Source organism: Micromonospora chersina, from assembly GCF_900091475.1.
Taxonomy (GTDB): domain Bacteria; phylum Actinomycetota; class Actinomycetes; order Mycobacteriales; family Micromonosporaceae; genus Micromonospora; species Micromonospora chersina.
The window spans coordinates 4,550,927-4,567,423 of sequence record NZ_FMIB01000002.1 but is presented as its reverse complement, the minus strand read 5'-3'; the positions used below and the strand labels follow the sequence as shown (position 1 = coordinate 4,567,423).

Here is a 16,497-nt window from a genome sequence, read left to right as displayed (position 1 = left end):
GACGCAGGATTCGCCTCAGCCTAAAAGGCTCGACCGGTGCCGTGGGGGCACGGTTCACTCACCGGCCATGGGGGCCAGAGACACCATCCGCACCGCCGTCCGTCACGTCGTACCGCCCGCCGGGTTGACCCGCGCCCTGGCCGTGCAGGCCATGGTCTTCGCCGTCGGCAACGGCCTGTTCCAGGCCGGCAGCGCGGTCTTCTTCACCCGGGCGCTCGGGCTCAGCGCCGCCCAGGTGGGGCTGGGCCTGTCCGTGGCGGCGGGGGTGTCGCTGCTCGGCACGGTCCCCCTGGGCGGGCTCACCGACCGGTACGGGCCGCAGCGGGTCTGGGTGGCCGGGCTGCTGCTGGACGCGGCGCTATTCGCCACCTACCCGTTCGTGGGCGGCTTCGTCGGCTTCCTCGCCGTGGTGGTGGCGCTGGCCCTGGTCGGCACGGCCACCGGCACCGCCCGGCAGGTGTACTCGATCAACGCGCTCCCCGCGGCCGAGCGCGTCACCGCGATGGCCTACCAGCGTTCCCTGCTGAACGTCGGGTTCGGGTTCGGTTCGGTGATCAGCGGTCTGGTGCTGGCGGTGGACACGATGGCGGCGTACCGGGGAATGGTCTGGTTCATCGCGGCGGTGTTCCTGGTGACCGCGGTCTTCGTCCGGCGGCTGCCGCGGCTGCCCGAGGTGACCCGGCCGGTGGAACCGATGAGTCGGTTCGCCGTGCTGCGGGACCGCCCGTTCATGACGGTCTCCCTGCTCTCCGGGCTGCTGACCGCGCACCAGACGCTCTACCTGACGGTGCTGCCGCTGTGGATCATCACGCACACCGACGCCCCGAAGATCCTCATCGCCGGGCTGGTGCTGTTCAACACCATCCTGATCGTGCTGCTCCAGGTCCGCGCCAGCCGGGGCGCCGACACCGCGCCGGGAGCCGCCCGGGCGTCCCGCCGCGGCGCCCTGCTGATCGCCCTCTTCTGCGTCGTCGTGCCGGTCTCCGGGGCGACCCGGGGGACGCTCACCGTGGTGGTGCTGGTGGCCGCCGCGACGCTGCTCATCGTGGCGGAGCTGGTCGAGTCGGCGGGCACCTGGGGGCTCAGCGCCACCCTGCCGCCCGCCGCCCAGCGCGGCGCGTACGTGGGAGCGCTCGGCCTCGGCACGCAGGTGCAGTTCCTGATCGCCCCGGCCGGGCTGACCGCGCTCGGGGTGACCACGGGCGGCTGGGGCTGGTACCCGGCAGCGGCGATCTTCACGCTGGTCGGCCTGGCGCTCGTGCCCGCGGTGGCCCGGGCCGAGCGGACGCCCCGGCTGGGCGACGCCGTTCCGCCGACACCCGAGCGCGTGACTCCGGTCCCATAGTCCGGACCCGCCTTCCCACCACCGGTCCCACCACGTAGGGTGACCCTGTCATGTGGCGGGCGTACCTTCTCCTTGGCTGCCGCGACGAGGCCTGACCGGCCGGCACCTCGTCGCGGAGTTGAACCGCGCCGTCCAGCACATCCGAACTTCCTCTCGGCACCGCCGCGCACCGTCGCCCGGCAACCGCCGACACCTTCCGATCTGCTGACGCCACATGTTCCCAGGGAGCACTCCGAGATGGCTCAACCTGTCACCGACGCTGAGACCGATCCGATCGCCCGGCAGCGCCCCAGCCGGATGCCGTACCAGCGTTACCTGCCCTACCACCAGCAGTTCCGGTTCGACCTGCCGGACCGCGCCTGGCCCACCCGCCGCGTCGAGACCGCGCCCCGCTGGTGCGCCGTCGACCTCCGCGACGGCAACCAGGCCCTGATCGACCCCATGTCCCCGGAGCGCAAGCGCCGGATGTTCCAGCTGCTGGTGCAGATGGGCTACAAGGAGATCGAGGTCGGCTTCCCCTCGGCCAGCCAGACCGACTACGACTTCGTCCGCCAGCTGATCGAGCAGGACCTCATCCCCGAGGACGTCACCATCCAGGTGCTGACCCAGTGCCGGGAGCACCTGATCGACCGGACCTTCGAGTCGCTGCGCGGCGCCCGCCGGGCCATCGTGCACTTCTACAACTCGACCTCCACGCTCCAGCGCCGGGTGGTCTTCGGCCTGGACCGGGACGGCATCACCGACATCGCCACCACGGGCGCCCGGCTCTGCCAGAAGTACGCGGAGATCCACACCCCGGACACCGACATCCACTACGAGTACTCGCCGGAGTCCTACACGGGCACCGAACTGGAGTACGCGCTGGAGGTCTGCGCCAAGGTCATCGAGGTGGTCGACCCCACCCCGGACCGGAAGCTGATCGTCAACCTGCCGGCCACCGTCGAGATGGCCATGCCGAACGTCTACGCCGACTCGATCGAGTGGATGCACCGGCACCTGCCCCGCCGGGACAGCCTGGTGCTGAGCCTGCACCCGCACAACGACCGGGGCACCGGGGTGGCCGCCGCCGAGCTGGGCCTGCTGGCCGGCGCCGACCGGATCGAGGGCTGCCTGTTCGGCAACGGCGAGCGCACCGGCAACGTCGACCTGGTGACCCTGGGGCTGAACCTGTTCTCCCAGGGCATCGACCCGATGATCGACTTCTCGAACATCGACGAGATCAAGCGGGCCGTCGAATACTGCAACCAGCTGCCGGTGCACGAGCGCCACCCGTACGCGGGCGACCTGGTCTACACGGCCTTCTCCGGCTCGCACCAGGACGCGATCAAGAAGGGCTTCGACGCGCTGCACGCCGACGCGGCGGCGGCCGGGGTGCCCGTCGACGAGTTCACCTGGGCGGTGCCCTACCTGCCGATCGACCCGAAGGACCTGGGCCGCACCTACGAGGCGGTCATCCGGGTCAACTCGCAGTCCGGCAAGGGCGGCGTCGCGTACATCATGAAGTCCGAGCACCAGCTCGACCTGCCGCGCCGCCTCCAGATCGAGTTCTCCGGCGTGGTGCAGCAGGTCACCGACCACGACGGCGGCGAGGTCGAGCCGGGCACCATGTGGGAGATCTTCGCCCGCAACTACCTGGCCGACCACCAGGTCGACCCGGCCGTCACGCTGGCCGGCTACGCCATCGGCACCGCCGAGGGCAAGGTCGAGATCGAGGCCCGGGTCGGCTACGACGGCGAGGTCCGCCCGCTCACCGCGGTCGGCAACGGCCCGATCGACGCGTACGTCAACGCGCTCCAGTCGGTGGGGGTGGCCGTACGGGTGCTCGACTACCACGAGCACGCGCTGTCCTCCGGCGGGGACGCGCAGGCCGCCGCGTACGTGGAGTGCGAGGTCGACGGCCGGACCGTCTGGGGCGTCGGGGTGGACGCCAACATCGTGACCGCCTCGATCAAGGCGGTCACCAGCGCGGTCAACCGCGCCCGGAGCTGAGCGACGGGTGGTCGGGCCCTGCACGCCGGGGCCCGACCACCCGGTCAGACCGGCACGACGACCGGGTTGCCGTCGTCGAGCACGACGGCCTGCGCCACGATCACCCGCTGCCCGTCGAAGGTCGCCGCCGGCGATCCGTGCAGCCGGTAGCCGTCGGCCAGCAGGTCGCTGACCCGCCGGCAGAAGTCGGCGTCGTCCGGCCCGGTCAGCAGCCGGTACCGCAGCCGGGCCGGCGTCCCACTCTCCTGATCACCCATGGTCCGACGCTAACAGCGCCAGCGGTCACCGCCGGTCCGGTGGCGTGGAGGCGGGCAGGGAGGGGCAGGGCTGGCCGCCGGGTGCGGTCCGCGTCGGGCGGTGGATCAGCAGCCCGGCCAGCACCGCCCCGGCCAGCAGCAGGCCGGCGCACCAGAGCATCGCCCCGCGGAACGCGTCGGCCAGCGCGGTCTTCTGCTCGTACCCGCTGCCGGAGAGGCCGACCAGCAGCGGCAGCGCCGCCACCGCGAGCAGGCCGCCGGCCCGGGAGGCGGCGTTGTTGAAGCCGCTCGCCACCCCGGCGAACCGGTCCGCGACGGCGGCCAGCACGGACGCGGTCAGCGGGGCGACCACCAGGGTGAGCCCCGCGCCGAACAGGACCACCCCGGGCAGCACGTCCGTCCAGTACGACGCCCCGGGGCCGACCCGGCGCAGCAGCAGCAGGCCGGCCGCGGCGACCACCGGGCCGACGGTGAGCGGCAGCCGGGGGCCGATCCGGGCGGCGAGCGCCCCGGCACGGGCGGAACCGACAAGCAGCAGCAGCGTCATGGGCACGGTGGCCAGGCCGGTGAGCAGCGCCGACCACCCGACCACGTTCTGGAGGTAGACGGCGAGGAAGAAGGTGAACCCGCCGAGGGCCGCGTACACCACCACGGTGAAGACGTTGAGCACCGAGAAGAGGCGGCTGCCGAACAGCCCGGTGGGCAGCATGGCGGCGTCGCCGCGGCGCCGCTCGACCAGCACGAAGACCACCGCGCCGAGCACGCCGAGCACCGCCGCCACCAGGACCGTCGGGGAGCCGGCGCCGCGCGCCGGGGCGTCGATGAGGGCGTACGTGACGCCACCGAGCCCGAGCGCGCCGAGCAGCGCCCCGGCCACGTCGAACCGCCGGCCGGCCCCGGTACGCGAGGCCGCCTCGTCCCGGCTCTCCGGCACCCAGCGCAGCGCGGCGAGCACCACCCCCACGGCCAGCGGCAGGTTCACGAAGAAGATCCACCGCCAGGAGAGCGCGTCGATCAGCCAGCCGCCGAGGAGCGGGCCGAGCGCAGTGGACACCCCGGAGAGCCCGGACCAGGTGCCGATCGCCCGGGCCCGGTCGTCCGGGTCGAAGCTGGCCTGGAGCACGGAGAGCGAGCCGGGGGTGAGCAGCGCACCGCCGGCGCCCTGGAGGAACCGGGCCGCGACCAGCCAGCCGGTCCCCTGGGCCAGCCCGCAGAGCACCGAGGCCACGGCGAACCACACGACCCCGACCAGGAAGACCCGCCGCCGCCCGAACCGGTCGCCGAGCGCGCCACCCAGCAGCACGAAGGCGGCCAGCATCAGCAGGTAGCCGTTGACGGTCCACTGGAGACCCGCGACGGTGGCGCCCAGCTCGGCGCCGAGCCGGGGCAGGGCCACGTTGACCACGGTGCTGTCCAGGAAGACCATGCCCGAGGCGAGGATCGCGGCGAGCAGCGTGCCGCGGCCGGCGGCGGAGCCGATGCGCAGCGCGGGGGCGGGTGCGGTCATGGGTAACCACTCTGCCGGGCGCTCCACTGCCGACGCCACGAATCACAGAAACCGTCGCCCCGGTACTGTGCGGGATCGCCCGGAGCACGCAAGCTGGAGAGGTGTCGTCTGTGCGTACCAGATCAGGAGCCCGTGCCGGGATGGCCGCCGCGCTCACCGCGGTGCTCGCCCTCGGCGTGGCCGGTTGCGTTCCGGTCGACGAGCCGGACACACCGCCCAGCAGCACCGGCAACGTCGACCAGCAGCTCGGTGAGCTGACGGTCGCCGCCGCCGGGTCGATGAAGGGCTACAGCCGGACCCGCTTCCCGCACTGGCGGGACACCGGCAAGAACTGCGACGTGCGGGACAGCGTGCTGCAACGGGACGGCGAGAGCATCAAGCTCTCCGGCTGCAACGTGGTCGGCGGCCGCTGGGAGAGCCCGTACGACGGGCTGGACCTCACCGATCCGGCCGACGTGGACATCGACCACGTCGTGCCGCTGGCCAACGCCTGGCGCTCCGGCGCCGACGAGTGGGACGACGCGAAGCGCGGCGACTTCGCCAACGACCTGACCCGGCCGCAGCTGGTGGCGGTTTCCCTGCGCTCGAACCGGGCAAAGGGTGACCAGGACCCGTCCCAGTGGAAGCCGCCGAACAAGGCCGTGTGGTGCCGGTACGCGGCGGACTGGGTGACGGTCAAGCACTACTGGCGTCTCACGGTGACCAGTGCCGAGAAGGCCGCTCTCACCGACATGTTGGAGGACTGCACATGGGCGACCAAGCGGTGACCGGGGCCGGTGGCACACCGGCACCTGAGAGGACGCCGGACGCCACCGGCGAGGACGCCGCGGCGGCGGCCGGCGGTGCCGCGGCGGCCGGCGGCACGACCGCGCCCGGCCCGACCTCGGCCGGGATGACTGCCGACGGAACGCCGGCCGCCCCCGCCGACGTCTCCGGGGCCGGGATGTCCGCCGACGCCACCCCGCCCGCACCCGCCGGCGCCCCGGCGGCACCCGGGCCGCAGGAGCGGACCAGCGACATCACCGCCGGCCCGGGCGGGGTGATGACCGACGAGGAAGGCGTGGTGACCGGCGACCTGACGCTGCGCACCGAGTACGCCGACGGCCAGGTCACCCTGCGGGTGCAGTACAAGGACGCCGACGAGTGGTACGCGGTGACCGGCGGCCGGGTGCCGCTGGCCGACCCGGCGGCGCTCGACGCCGTCCACACCGTCGCGGTGGCCCTGCTCAACCGCCCCGAGGGCTGACCCGCTCCGGATGCGACGAGGCCCCTTCCCCGAGCTGGGGAAGGGGCCTCGCGTCGTCACGTCACGGGGTCGGGATCAGCTCGCCCGTGTCGCCCGGCGCCGCGCCGTCGTCCGGCCGGACCAGTTCCGGCTCCACCTCGTGCGGCCGGATCCGGCCGGCGGCGATGTCCTCCGCGTAGTGGCAGGCCACCCGGTGCCCGCCGAGCACCTCGCGCAGCGCCGGCCGCTCGTCGGCGCAGCGGGTCGGCTGGGCCCACGGGCAGCGGGTGTGGAACCGGCAGCCGGCCGGCGGGTTCGTCGGCGAGGGCAGGTCGCCGGCGAGCAGGATCCGCTCCCGGCGGTCCTCCACCTGCGGGTCCGGCACCGGCACGGCCGACATGAGCGCCTTCGTGTACGGGTGCATCGGCTCCCGGTAGAGGTCGTCGCTGGACGCCTCCTCGACCAGTCCGCCGAGGTACATCACCCCGACCGTGTCGGCGATGTGCCGGACCACCGCCAGGTCGTGGGCGATGATCAGGTACGTCAGGCCGTGCTCGTTCTGGAGTTCCTCCAGCAGGTTGATCACCTGGGCCTGGATCGAGACGTCGAGCGCGGAGACCGGCTCGTCGGCGACGATCAGGTCCGGGTCGAGCACCAGCGCCCGGGCGATGCCGATGCGCTGCCGCTGCCCGCCGGAGAACTCGTGCGGGTACTTGCTCAGCGCCGACGCGGGCAGACCGACCGCGGCGAGCGCCTCCCGGAGCCGCTTGGCGGTGGCCGCCTTGTCCTTGGCCAGGCCGTGCGCGTTGAGCCCCTCGACCAGCAGCGACTCCACCGACTGGCGGGGGTCGAGGCTGGACAGCGGGTCCTGGAAGATCATCTGGATGCGGCGGCGCATCCGGCGCATCGACTCGCCCTTGAGCGCGCGGATGTCGGTGCCGTCGAAGACGATCTCACCGTCGGTCGGCTCGACCAGCCGCAGCAGGCCCCGGCCCAGGGTGGACTTGCCGCACCCCGACTCGCCCACCAGCCCGTACGTCTCGCCCTTGTTGATGGAGAGCGAGACGCCGTCGACGGCGTAGACGTAGCCGACGGTGCGGTCGAAGAGCACACCGCTCTTGATCGGGAAATGGACCTTGACGTCGCGCAGTTCGACAAGTGGTCCGGTCCGCTCGGTCGACTCGGTCACGGCACCGCCACCTCCTCGGAGACAGGGTTGTTGCAGCGCAGGTCGCCGCCGGTCGCGGTGGGTTCGAGCGGGGGCGTGCCCTCCAGGCAGGCGTCCACCACGTTGTCGCAGCGGGGGGCGAACGCGCACCCCTCGACCCACGGGATGTTGTCGGCCACCGAGCCACGGATGGCGTGCAGCCGCTCGCCCCGGGGCGAGTCCAGCCGCGGCACCGAGCTGAGCAGCCCGTGCGTGTACGGGTGCCGCGGCCGGGCGAAGAGATCGTGCCGGGCGGCCCGCTCGACCACCTTGCCGCCGTAGAGCACGTTTACCGTGTCGCAGAGGCCGGCCACCACGCCCAGGTCGTGCGTGATCATGATGAGCGCGGTGCCGGTCTCGTCGACGAGCTGCTTGAGCAGGGTGAGGATCTGCGCCTGGATGGTCACGTCCAGGGCGGTGGTCGGCTCGTCCGCGATCAGCAGCCGCGGCTTGCAGGCCAGCGCGATGGCGATCAGCGCGCGCTGCCGCATGCCGCCGGAGATCTGGTGCGGATACTCCTTGAGCCGCCGCGTGGGGTCCGGGATGCCAACGGCGTCGAGCAGCTCCCGGGCCTCCTTCATGGCCGCCTTGCGGTCCATCCCGCGGTGCCGCTCCAGCACCTCGGCCACCTGCGTGCCGATCGGCACGACCGGGTTCAGCGAGGACAGCGGGTCCTGGAAGATCATGCCGATGTCCCGGCCGCGCCGGTCCCGCATGTCGTCCGGGCGCAGCTTCAGCAGGTCGGCGCCGTCGAAGTTGACCTCACCGGTGACCTTGTTGCCCCGCCGGGGCAGCAGGCCCATGATCGCCAGGCTGGTCACGCTCTTGCCGCAGCCGGACTCGCCGACCAGGCCCACGGTCTGCCCCGGCTCCACGCTGAAGCTGACGTTGTCGACCGCGGTGAACGGCCGCTCACCGCGACGCTGGAACACCACGCTCAGATCGCGTACGTCGAGCAGGCTCATCGGGTCACTTCCTCACCGTGCAGGTCCTTGGTCCGCATCGCCGTCACCGCCGGCTCTTCGGGTCGATCGCCTCGCGCATGCCCTCACCCAGCAGGGTGAAGCCCAGCGCGACCACGATGATCGCGACCGCCGGGTAGTAGGCCAGCTCCGGCCGGACCTCGAAGTAGCGCTGACCGTCCACACCGAGCATCAGGCCCCACTCGGCGCGGTTGATGTCGGGGTCGCCGAGACCGAGGAAGGACAGCGACGCCGCCTCCAGGATCGCGGTGGAGAGGGTCAGCGTGGCCTGCACGATCACGGCGGTCATGGCGTTGGGCAGCATGTGCCGGAGCACGATCGAGCCCTGCTTGACACCGAGCGCCCGGGCGGCCAGCACGTGGTCGCTCTCCCGTTGGGCGAGCATCGAACCGCGCAGCAGCCGGGCGAAGATCGGCACGTTGACGATGGCCACCGCCAGGATGACAGTCCACTGGCTGGACCGGCTCGCCATGGCCACCAGGCTGATGGCGAGCAGCAGGGCCGGCAGGGCCAGCATCACGTCGGTGAAGCGCATCAGGATGTTGTCGACCCAGCCGCCGAAGGCGCCGGCGATCGCGCCGATCAGCACGCCCAGGGCCAACCCGATCAGCGTGGCGAGCACGCCGACGAAGAGCGTCTGCCGGCTGCCGTGGATCATGCGGGACAGGAAGTCCCGGCCGAGCGGGTCGGAGCCGAGCGGGAACTCGCTGCTGGCGCCGGGGATGCTGTCCACGGTCAGGTTCTTCGTCAGCTCGTCGAAGCGCTGCGCGGGGTCGTGCGGCGCGAGCAGCGGCGCGAAGATCGCGATCAGGATGAACAGCGCCACGATGGACGCGCCGACGATCGCCGTCGGGTTGCGGCGCAGCCGGCGGAACGCGTCCCGGACCAGGCTCACGCCGCCCTTGTCGGCGGTGGCCTGGGCGAGCTGCTCCAGCCGGGCGCGCTTGCGCTCGCCGAGCCGGTCGATGCCGCGCGGGAGGGTGCCCTCGCGCTTCTCCTCGACGGCGGCGGGGTCCACGCTCTCGCGCGGTGTGCCCACGACGGGCCGGGTGATCGGGTCACTCATCGCACACGCACCCTCGGATCGATGAAGGCGTAGGAGAGGTCGACCAGGAGGTTGACCACCACGAAGACCAGCGCGGCCAGGAGGATCAGCGCCTGGAGCACCGGATAGTCGCGGCCGCCGCTGATCGAGTTGTAGATCAGCGTGCCGAGGCCGCCCCAGTTGTAGACCCGCTCGGTGAGCACCGCGCCGGAGAGCAGCGCGCCGGTCTGGAGGCCGATGGTGGTGACCACCGGCAGCAGGGCGTTCCGCAGGATGTGCCGGCCCCGGATGGTCTTGTGGCGCAGGCCCTTCGCCTCGGCGGTGCGGACGTAGTCCTCGTTGAGCACGTCGAGCACGCTGGCGCGGGTGATCCGCACGATCACCGCGAGCGGGATGGTGGCCAGGGTGAACGCCGGCAGGATGAGGTGCCACAGCGCGTCGCCGGTGGCGTCGAACTCCCGGGTGAGCAGCCCGTCGAGGACGAAGAAACCGGTCACGTCGGTGTTGTCCACCCCGGTGCTGATCCGGCCCGAGGGCGGGAACCAGTGCATGTTCTGGGTGAAGACGTCCTTGAGCAGGTAGCCCAGGAAGAAGATCGGGATCGAGATACCGAGCAGGGTGCCGGCGATGCTCAGGTTGTCGAGCAGCCGGCCGCGGTGCCGGGCGGCGAGGTAGCCGAGCGGCACGCCGAACCCGATGGCGATGATCATGGCGGCCGCGGCCAGCTCGATGGTGGCCGGGAAGGCGCGGCCGATCACCTCGGTGACCGGGTCGCCGCTCCGGATCGAGTTGCCGAAGTCGCCGGTCAGCAGCCGCTGCATGAACTTGGCGTACTGCACCAGGATCGGCTGGTCGTAGCCGAGGGCCTTGACCAGCAGGGCACGCCGCTCCGGCGTGGCCCGCTCACCGAGCAGCGCCTCGATCGGGCCGCCGGGGAGGTTCCGCAGCCAGACGAAGACCAGCAAGGACAGCCCTATCAGGGTCACCACCAGCTGCAGCAGGCGGCGGACTATGACTCGCAACATCTCTCACACACCAGATTCTCGGTAAACAGCGGGTCGGCCCGGGCCGGGAGAGAGAGCCCGGCCCGGGCCGATTCCACGTACGGCGTCAGCGGTCAGTAGCGCTTCAGCCGACGCTGACGGTGTTGAACCGCTCGTCGGTCAGGGGGCTGGCGACCAGACCCTTGACGTCCTTGGTGACCACGATGGCCGGCGGGGCGTGCCAGATCGGCACGGCCGGCAGCCACTTGGCGGCGATGTCGCGGTTGACCTGCTCCCACGCGGTCTTCTTGCCGGCCTCGTCGACAGTGGCGTCGGCCTTGGTGATCGCGTCGAACATCTCGGTCATCGCCTGGTCGCCGAACTCGACCTTGGCGCGGCCGAAGAAGGTGCCGACGAAGTTGCCCGGGTCGTTGTAGTCACCAGTCCAGCCGAGGATGTGCAGGTCCTGCTTGCCGAACTGCTGCACGTCGTCCTTGTAGCCACCGTTCCACGGGCGGGCCACACCGTTGACCTTGATGCCGACGGCCTGCAGGTCGTTGGCCAGGACGGTGAAGATCTCCTGCGGGTTCGGCATGTACGGCCGGGAGACGTCGGTCGGGTAGTAGAAGTTGAGCGTCAGGTTCTCGGCGCCCGCCTCCTTGAGCAGCTGCTTGGCCTTGTCGACGTTGTAGTCGTACTTCTGCACGTCCTGGGCGTAGCCGAGCACGGTGTCCGGCATGAACTCGTCGGCGACCTTGGTGCCACCCGGGCCCTTGGTCTGGACGAGCGCCTGGCGGTTGAGGGCGTAGGCGATCGCCTGGCGCACCCGCAGGTCCTTCAGCTTCGGGTTCTTCTGGTTGAAGCCGAGGTAGAGGATGTTGAACGCCGGGCGGTCGAGAACCTGGAAGCCCTCGCCCGCGAGCGCCTTCCGGTCGGCCGGAGCCGGGAAGTCGATGCCCTGGACGGTGCCCGCCCGCAGCTCCTGCTTGCGGGTGTTCTCATCCTCGATGATCTTGATGACGAGCTTGTCGACCTTGGCCTTCTCGCCCCAGTAGTCGGGGTTCCGGTTCAGGGTGATCTCACCCTTGGCCTTGTCCCAGCCGCCGAAGGTGAACGGGCCGGTGCCCACCGGGTGCTCGTTGGCGAACGCGCTGTACTCGAACGAGTCGCCGTTCTGCTTCACCGTGTCGGCGTCGTACTTCTTCAGCGCCTCGGGGCTGGCGATCGACAGCGCGGTCAGCGCGAAGGCGCCGGGGAAGGCGCCCTTGTAGCGGTTCATCGTGACGACGGCGGTGCCGTCGTCCTTCGCCTCGCACTTGTTGTAGACCGGCTCGCCGACGCCCTCGGCCTCGTTCTTGGCGAACCCGCCGAAGACGTCCGAGTAGTAGATCATCTGCGACTGGGCGGCGGCGCCCTTCATGTTGAACCAGCGGTCGAAGTTGAAGCAGACCGCGGCGGCGTTGAACGGGGTGCCGTCGTGGAACTTCACGTTCTTGCGCAGGTGGAAGGTCCAGACCTTGCCCTCGGGGTCGTGCTCCCAGCTCTCCGCCAGGGCGCCCTGCAGATCGGCCGTGCCCGGCTTGTTCTGCACGAGGGTGTCGTACATCTGCCGGATCGGCCGGAAGGACTCCCCGTCGTCGTTGAAGATCGGGTCGAAGTTCTTCGGGTTACCGGCGCCCGCGAAGACGAAGGTGCCGCCGGTCTTGGCCCCACCGCTGTCCTCGTCGCGCTCGCTCTTCGCGCAGCCGGACGCCCCGACCGCCAGAGCGGCGGCGGCCGCGAGGGCCACGGCCGCTTTAAGCCTGCTCGCCTGCATCTCTCACCTCTGTCATGCGCATGTGTCCACGCCGAGCTGTGACTCAGTCCGTGTGCGGGAGGCTATGACACGACACACAGAATGCGGAACGCCCGTTAGGCAATCGCTACCAAGCCGACACCAAGTGGCCGGGTCTGACAGCGGCGGATCTCCCGACAAACAGGACTGTCACAGCCGCGAGCAGATAGTGGGATCGGATGAATCGGGGCATAACAGGTCAGTCGACGGCCGAATGGCGAGCGGGTGGCGAATCGCACTCGTCCCACATTCCGGATGGACGGACGACGCCGGCCGGCCCCCCGAACGGGACCGGCCGGCATGGTCGTGGGCGGGTCAGATCGCCCGGCGGCCCTCGAACGCGCGGCCCAGCGTGATCTCGTCGGCGTACTCCAGGTCGCCGCCGACCGGCAGCCCGCTGGCCAGCCGGGTCACCGCGATGCCCATCGGCTTCACCATCAGCGCCAGATAGGTCGCGGTCGCCTCACCCTCGGTGTTCGGATCGGTGGCCAGGATCAGCTCGCGCACCGCGCCGCCGCCCAGCCGGGTCATCAGCTCCCGGATCCGCAGGTTGTCCGGGCCGATGCCCTCCAGCGGGTTGATCGCGCCGCCGAGCACGTGGTAGCGACCGCGGAACTCACCGGTCCGCTCGATCGCCACGACGTCCTTCGGCTCCTCGACCACGCAGAGCACCTCGTCCGTGCGCCGCGGGTCGCGGCAGATCCGGCACTGCTCCGACTCGGCCACGTTGTAGCAGGTGGTGCAGAACCGCACCAGCTCCTTGACCTTGCGCAGCGCACCGGCCAGCCGGTTCACGTCGGCCGGATCCGCCGAGAGGACGTGGAACGCGATCCGCTGGGCACTCTTCGGGCCCACGCCCGGCAGCCGGCCCAGCTCGTCGATCAGGTCCTGGATGGCACCCTCGTACATCTGCCGGCTCAGAACCCGGGCAGGCCGAGGCCGCCCATCCCGCCCGCGACCGGGCCCATCTTCTTCTCGGTCAGCTCCCGGGCGGCCTCGGCGGCGTTGTGCACGGCGGCGACGACCAGGTCCTCCAGCGTCTCCACGTCCTCCGGGTCGACCGCCTTCGGGTCGATCTTGATCGCCTTCAGCTCACCGGTGCCGGCGACGGTGGCGGTGACCAGACCCCCACCGGCGGTGCCGGTCAGCTCGGTCTCGGCCAGCTCGGCCTGGGCCTTGGCGATCTGCTGCTGCATCTTCTGCGCCTGCTTCAGCATCTGCTGCATGTTCGGCTGTCCACCTGGGCGCACGGATGGCTCCTTCTCGCACTCGTCTGATCGGCCGCGCCCAGCCTAGTCTGGCGGCGGCACTGCTCCTCGGCGGTCGACGCGCTCTAGCGCGCGTCCACCTCGTCGATCTTCTCGGCCCCGAACGCCTCGCGCAGCAACTGCACTGCCTGCTCCTCGCTGGACTGCCGCGCGGTCCGCTCGTCGATCACGTCGTCCAGCGGCTCGTCGCCCGGATCGAAGCCCTCGTAGGCGGGCGCCGCCGGGGCCGCGCCCGCCGACCGGTTACCGACCGGCCCGTCGTAGTCCGGGTCGTAGGGCGGCTCGCCGGCCCAGTCGGCGTCCGCGGTCTTCCGGGTCGCCTGCGCCGCCCGCGGGCCCTTGCTCGGCCCGCCACCGGCGGCGGCCGCCGCCGCGGCCGCCCGGGCCGCCGCGATCGCGCTGTTCTTCGCCGTGCCACCGCCCGCCGGCGCCGTGGCCGGTGGTCCGGCCGGCCTGGGTACGGCGGGCGCGGAACCGCCCGACCCGGTGGCGGTCGTCGTGGGCGCGGTCATCGAGGTGGCGGCCGAGGCAGCAGCCACGGTGACGGGTGCCGCGCCGCCCGGACGGGCGGGTAGGGGCCAGTCTTCGCTGTCGGCAGCCGCCGGAGCGGCGCTGTCGCCCGCCGGCAGTCCGGTGGCCCCCGGCCGGGCCGGTTCCGGCCAGTCCTCCTCGTCGTCGTCCCCGCCGGCAGCCGCCCCGCGAGCGGCAGGGCCACCGGAGGGCTCGGACGTGCGGGCGGCGCCACCGGACGGGCCGGCGTTCCCGCCCCGGCCCCCGGCCTGGGTTCCCGCGGTGTCGGACGGCCCGGCCGGGCGGACCGGATCCGCCGCCGGACGGGCCGGTGCGGCATCCGGACCGGCCGCCGAGCGGGTCGGGTCGGCCTCGGGCGCCGGACGGGACGAACCGGAGGGGCGGGACGGGCCGCCGAGCGAGGCCGCGCCCCGCTCGCCGGCCACCTCGCACCGGATCTGCCAGCGGCCGCCCAGCTCCTCGTAGAGCGCGTCGGTGAGCACGGCGGCGTGGTCGGCCATCATCTTCGCCAGCACCGTCGACTTCACGGTCAGCACCAGCGTGTCGCCGTCCAGGTCGCGGACCACCGCGTCGCGCATCAGCGCCGCGATCCGCTTGTTGCTCCGGTTGACCTTGCCGACCACCTCCGGCCAGACCCGGCGCACCGCCACGGCGTCCAGTGCGCCGGCCGGGGCCGCGCCGGGGCGCGGCGGCTCGGGGGTCGCCGGATCGGGCAGCACCGCCGAGGCGGGCACCGGCCGCCGGGCGGGAGCACCGGACGCCGGACCGACGGCCGCCCCAGCACCGGGCGTCCGGTCGGTCGGGCCAGGCTGGGCCGAGCCGGCCCGGTCGGCGGGGCGGGTGCCCGGGCCGGGCTGGGCGGGACCGTTCGTGGCCGGGTCGGCGGGGCGGGCCGGCGCCGAGCGGGTACCGGCCGCCGCGGCGGCGGCGCGGGCGGCGGCCGCCCCGGTCGGGGCACCGGCAGCCGCCGGCGTGCCGGCGGTCTCGACGTCGGACGCGGCGGCAGCCGCGGTCGGGGCGGGACTGGCCGGGCGTACCTCCGGGGCGGGAGCGACCGGCGCGGGGCCGGCGGCGGCCGGCGGCGGCTCGGCGCCACCCAGGGTGAGCCGGCGTTCCATCCGCTCCAGGCGCTGGAGCAGGCCGCCGGTCGAGTCGTCAACGCCGGGCAGCAGCATCCGGGCGCAGATCAGCTCCAGCAGCAGCCGGGGCGCGGTGGTGCCGCGCATCTCGACGAGGCCGTTGTGCACGATGTCGGCGCAGCGGGACAGGGTGGCCGGGCCGAGCCGCTGGGCCTGGGCGGCCATCCGCTCGATCTGGTCGTCGGGGCCGTCGATCAGGCCCTTGGCGGCGGCGTCGGGCACCTGCTGCAGGACGATCAGGTCGCGCAGCCGCTCCAGCAGGTCGGAGGCGAACCGGCGCGGGTCGTGCCCGGCCTCCGCGACCCGGTCGACGGTGGCGTACGCGGCCGCGCCGTCCCCGGCGGCGAGCGCGTCGCACATCTCGTCGATGAGGGCGGAGTCGGTGACGCCCAGCAGCGCGGCGGCCCGGGCGTAGCTGACGCCCTCCGGGCCGGCGCCGGCGATGAGCTGGTCGAGCACGGAGAGGCTGTCCCGGGCGCTGCCGCCACCGGCGCGCACCACCAGCGGGAACACTGCCGGCTCGACCTTCACGCCCTCGGCCTCGGTCAGCTGCTCCAGGTAGGGTCGGAGCACCTTCGGCGGGATCAGCCGGAACGGATAGTGGTGGGTCCGCGACTTGATCGTGCCGAGGACCTTCTCCGGTTCGGTGGTGGCGAAGATGAACTTGACGTACTCCGGGGGCTCCTCGACAAGCTTGAGCAGGGCGTTGAAGCCGGCCGACGAGACCATGTGCGCCTCGTCGATGACGTAGATCTTGAACCGGCTGCGGGCCGGCGCGAAGAACGCCTTCTCGCGAAGCTCACGGGCGTCGTCGACACCGCCGTGGCTGGCCGCGTCGATCTCGATGACGTCGATCGACCCGGCGCCGTCGGTGGCCAACGAGCGACACGACTCACACTGCCCGCACGGTTCGGGCGTGGGCCCCTGCTCGCAGTTGAGCGAGCGGGCCAGGATCCGGGCGCTGGAGGTCTTGCCGCAGCCCCGGGGGCCGGAGAAGAGGTAGGCGTGGTTGAGCCGCCCGCTGCGCAGCGCCTGCGACAGCGGCTCGGTGACGTGCTCCTGGCCGATGACCTCGGCGAACGTACGGGGCCGGTACTTGCGGTAAAGGGCCAGTGCCACCCGTCCCGCCTCCTCTCGACCGAGCCATTCTGCGCCGGTCGGCCCCGGGTGACCACCCACCACCC

At 72.3% G+C, this 16,497-nt stretch carries 14 protein-coding genes; 4 read left to right on the top strand and 10 right to left on the bottom strand.

Going from position 1 to position 16,497, the window contains the following annotated elements; genetic code table 11:
• The first annotated feature begins 67 nt into the window (after window positions 1–67).
• Both GA0070603_RS21230 and leuA read left to right on the top strand, forming a co-directional pair.
• Entirely contained in the window at window positions 68–1,345 is a 1,278-nt protein-coding gene (locus GA0070603_RS21230; RefSeq protein ID WP_139131911.1) for an MFS transporter, read from the top strand.
• Window positions 1,346–1,582: 237 nt separating this feature from the next.
• On the top strand, window positions 1,583–3,334 hold the full coding sequence (gene leuA / locus GA0070603_RS21225) for a 2-isopropylmalate synthase (protein WP_091316867.1): 1,752 nt from the start codon (window positions 1,583–1,585) through the stop codon (window positions 3,332–3,334).
• A 44-nt stretch (window positions 3,335–3,378) separates the two neighbouring features.
• On the opposite strand, the gene GA0070603_RS21220 is transcribed toward leuA, so the two are convergent.
• Window positions 3,379–3,591: a DUF1737 domain-containing protein gene (locus tag GA0070603_RS21220; RefSeq protein WP_091316864.1), complete on the bottom strand. Its 213-nt coding sequence runs from the start codon at window positions 3,589–3,591 to the stop codon at window positions 3,379–3,381.
• A 25-nt stretch (window positions 3,592–3,616) separates the two neighbouring features.
• A complete protein-coding gene (locus GA0070603_RS21215; protein WP_091316861.1) occupies window positions 3,617–5,098 on the bottom strand; it encodes an MFS transporter in 1,482 nt (493 codons plus the stop codon).
• 140 nt (window positions 5,099–5,238) lie between these two features.
• On the opposite strand from GA0070603_RS21215, the gene GA0070603_RS21210 reads away from it, so the two are divergent.
• Both GA0070603_RS21210 and GA0070603_RS21205 read left to right on the top strand, forming a co-directional pair.
• Complete coding sequence (locus GA0070603_RS21210; RefSeq protein WP_208863061.1) at window positions 5,239–5,865, top strand: HNH endonuclease family protein; 627 nt, start codon at window positions 5,239–5,241, stop codon at window positions 5,863–5,865.
• Entirely contained in the window at window positions 5,847–6,344 is a 498-nt protein-coding gene (locus GA0070603_RS21205) for a hypothetical protein (RefSeq protein ID WP_091316856.1), read from the top strand. The genes GA0070603_RS21210 and GA0070603_RS21205 overlap by 19 nt, the downstream gene beginning before the upstream one ends.
• 61 nt (window positions 6,345–6,405) lie before the next feature.
• Here the strand turns inward: GA0070603_RS21205 and GA0070603_RS21200 are convergent, their stop codons facing one another.
• From GA0070603_RS21200 to GA0070603_RS21165, 8 genes are all read right to left on the bottom strand, one after another.
• A complete protein-coding gene (locus GA0070603_RS21200) occupies window positions 6,406–7,512 on the bottom strand; it encodes an ABC transporter ATP-binding protein (protein ID WP_091316854.1) in 1,107 nt (368 codons plus the stop codon).
• A complete protein-coding gene (locus GA0070603_RS21195; protein WP_091316851.1) occupies window positions 7,509–8,495 on the bottom strand; it encodes an ABC transporter ATP-binding protein in 987 nt (328 codons plus the stop codon). Before GA0070603_RS21195 ends, GA0070603_RS21200 begins: the two co-directional genes overlap by 4 nt.
• A gap of 43 nt (window positions 8,496–8,538) precedes the next feature.
• Complete coding sequence (locus tag GA0070603_RS21190; protein ID WP_091316849.1) at window positions 8,539–9,579, bottom strand: ABC transporter permease; 1,041 nt, start codon at window positions 9,577–9,579, stop codon at window positions 8,539–8,541.
• Window positions 9,576–10,583: an ABC transporter permease gene (locus GA0070603_RS21185; protein ID WP_091316847.1), complete on the bottom strand. Its 1,008-nt coding sequence runs from the start codon at window positions 10,581–10,583 to the stop codon at window positions 9,576–9,578. The genes GA0070603_RS21190 and GA0070603_RS21185 overlap by 4 nt, the downstream gene beginning before the upstream one ends.
• Before the next feature lie 103 nt (window positions 10,584–10,686).
• The gene (locus GA0070603_RS21180) at window positions 10,687–12,357 is read right to left on the bottom strand and encodes an ABC transporter substrate-binding protein (protein WP_091316844.1); all 1,671 of its coding nucleotides are present in this window, start codon (window positions 12,355–12,357) and stop codon (window positions 10,687–10,689) included.
• A 333-nt stretch (window positions 12,358–12,690) separates the two neighbouring features.
• On the bottom strand, window positions 12,691–13,284 hold the full coding sequence (gene recR / locus GA0070603_RS21175; protein ID WP_091316841.1) for a recombination mediator RecR: 594 nt from the start codon (window positions 13,282–13,284) through the stop codon (window positions 12,691–12,693).
• A gap of 8 nt (window positions 13,285–13,292) precedes the next feature.
• The gene (locus GA0070603_RS21170; RefSeq protein ID WP_222866112.1) at window positions 13,293–13,601 is read right to left on the bottom strand and encodes a YbaB/EbfC family nucleoid-associated protein; all 309 of its coding nucleotides are present in this window, start codon (window positions 13,599–13,601) and stop codon (window positions 13,293–13,295) included.
• Window positions 13,602–13,708: 107 nt separating this feature from the next.
• Window positions 13,709–16,432 (bottom strand): DNA polymerase III subunit gamma and tau, encoded by a 2,724-nt coding sequence (locus tag GA0070603_RS21165; RefSeq protein WP_091316836.1) that lies wholly within the window; start codon window positions 16,430–16,432, stop codon window positions 13,709–13,711.
• Between the last annotated feature and the right edge of the window lie 65 nt (window positions 16,433–16,497).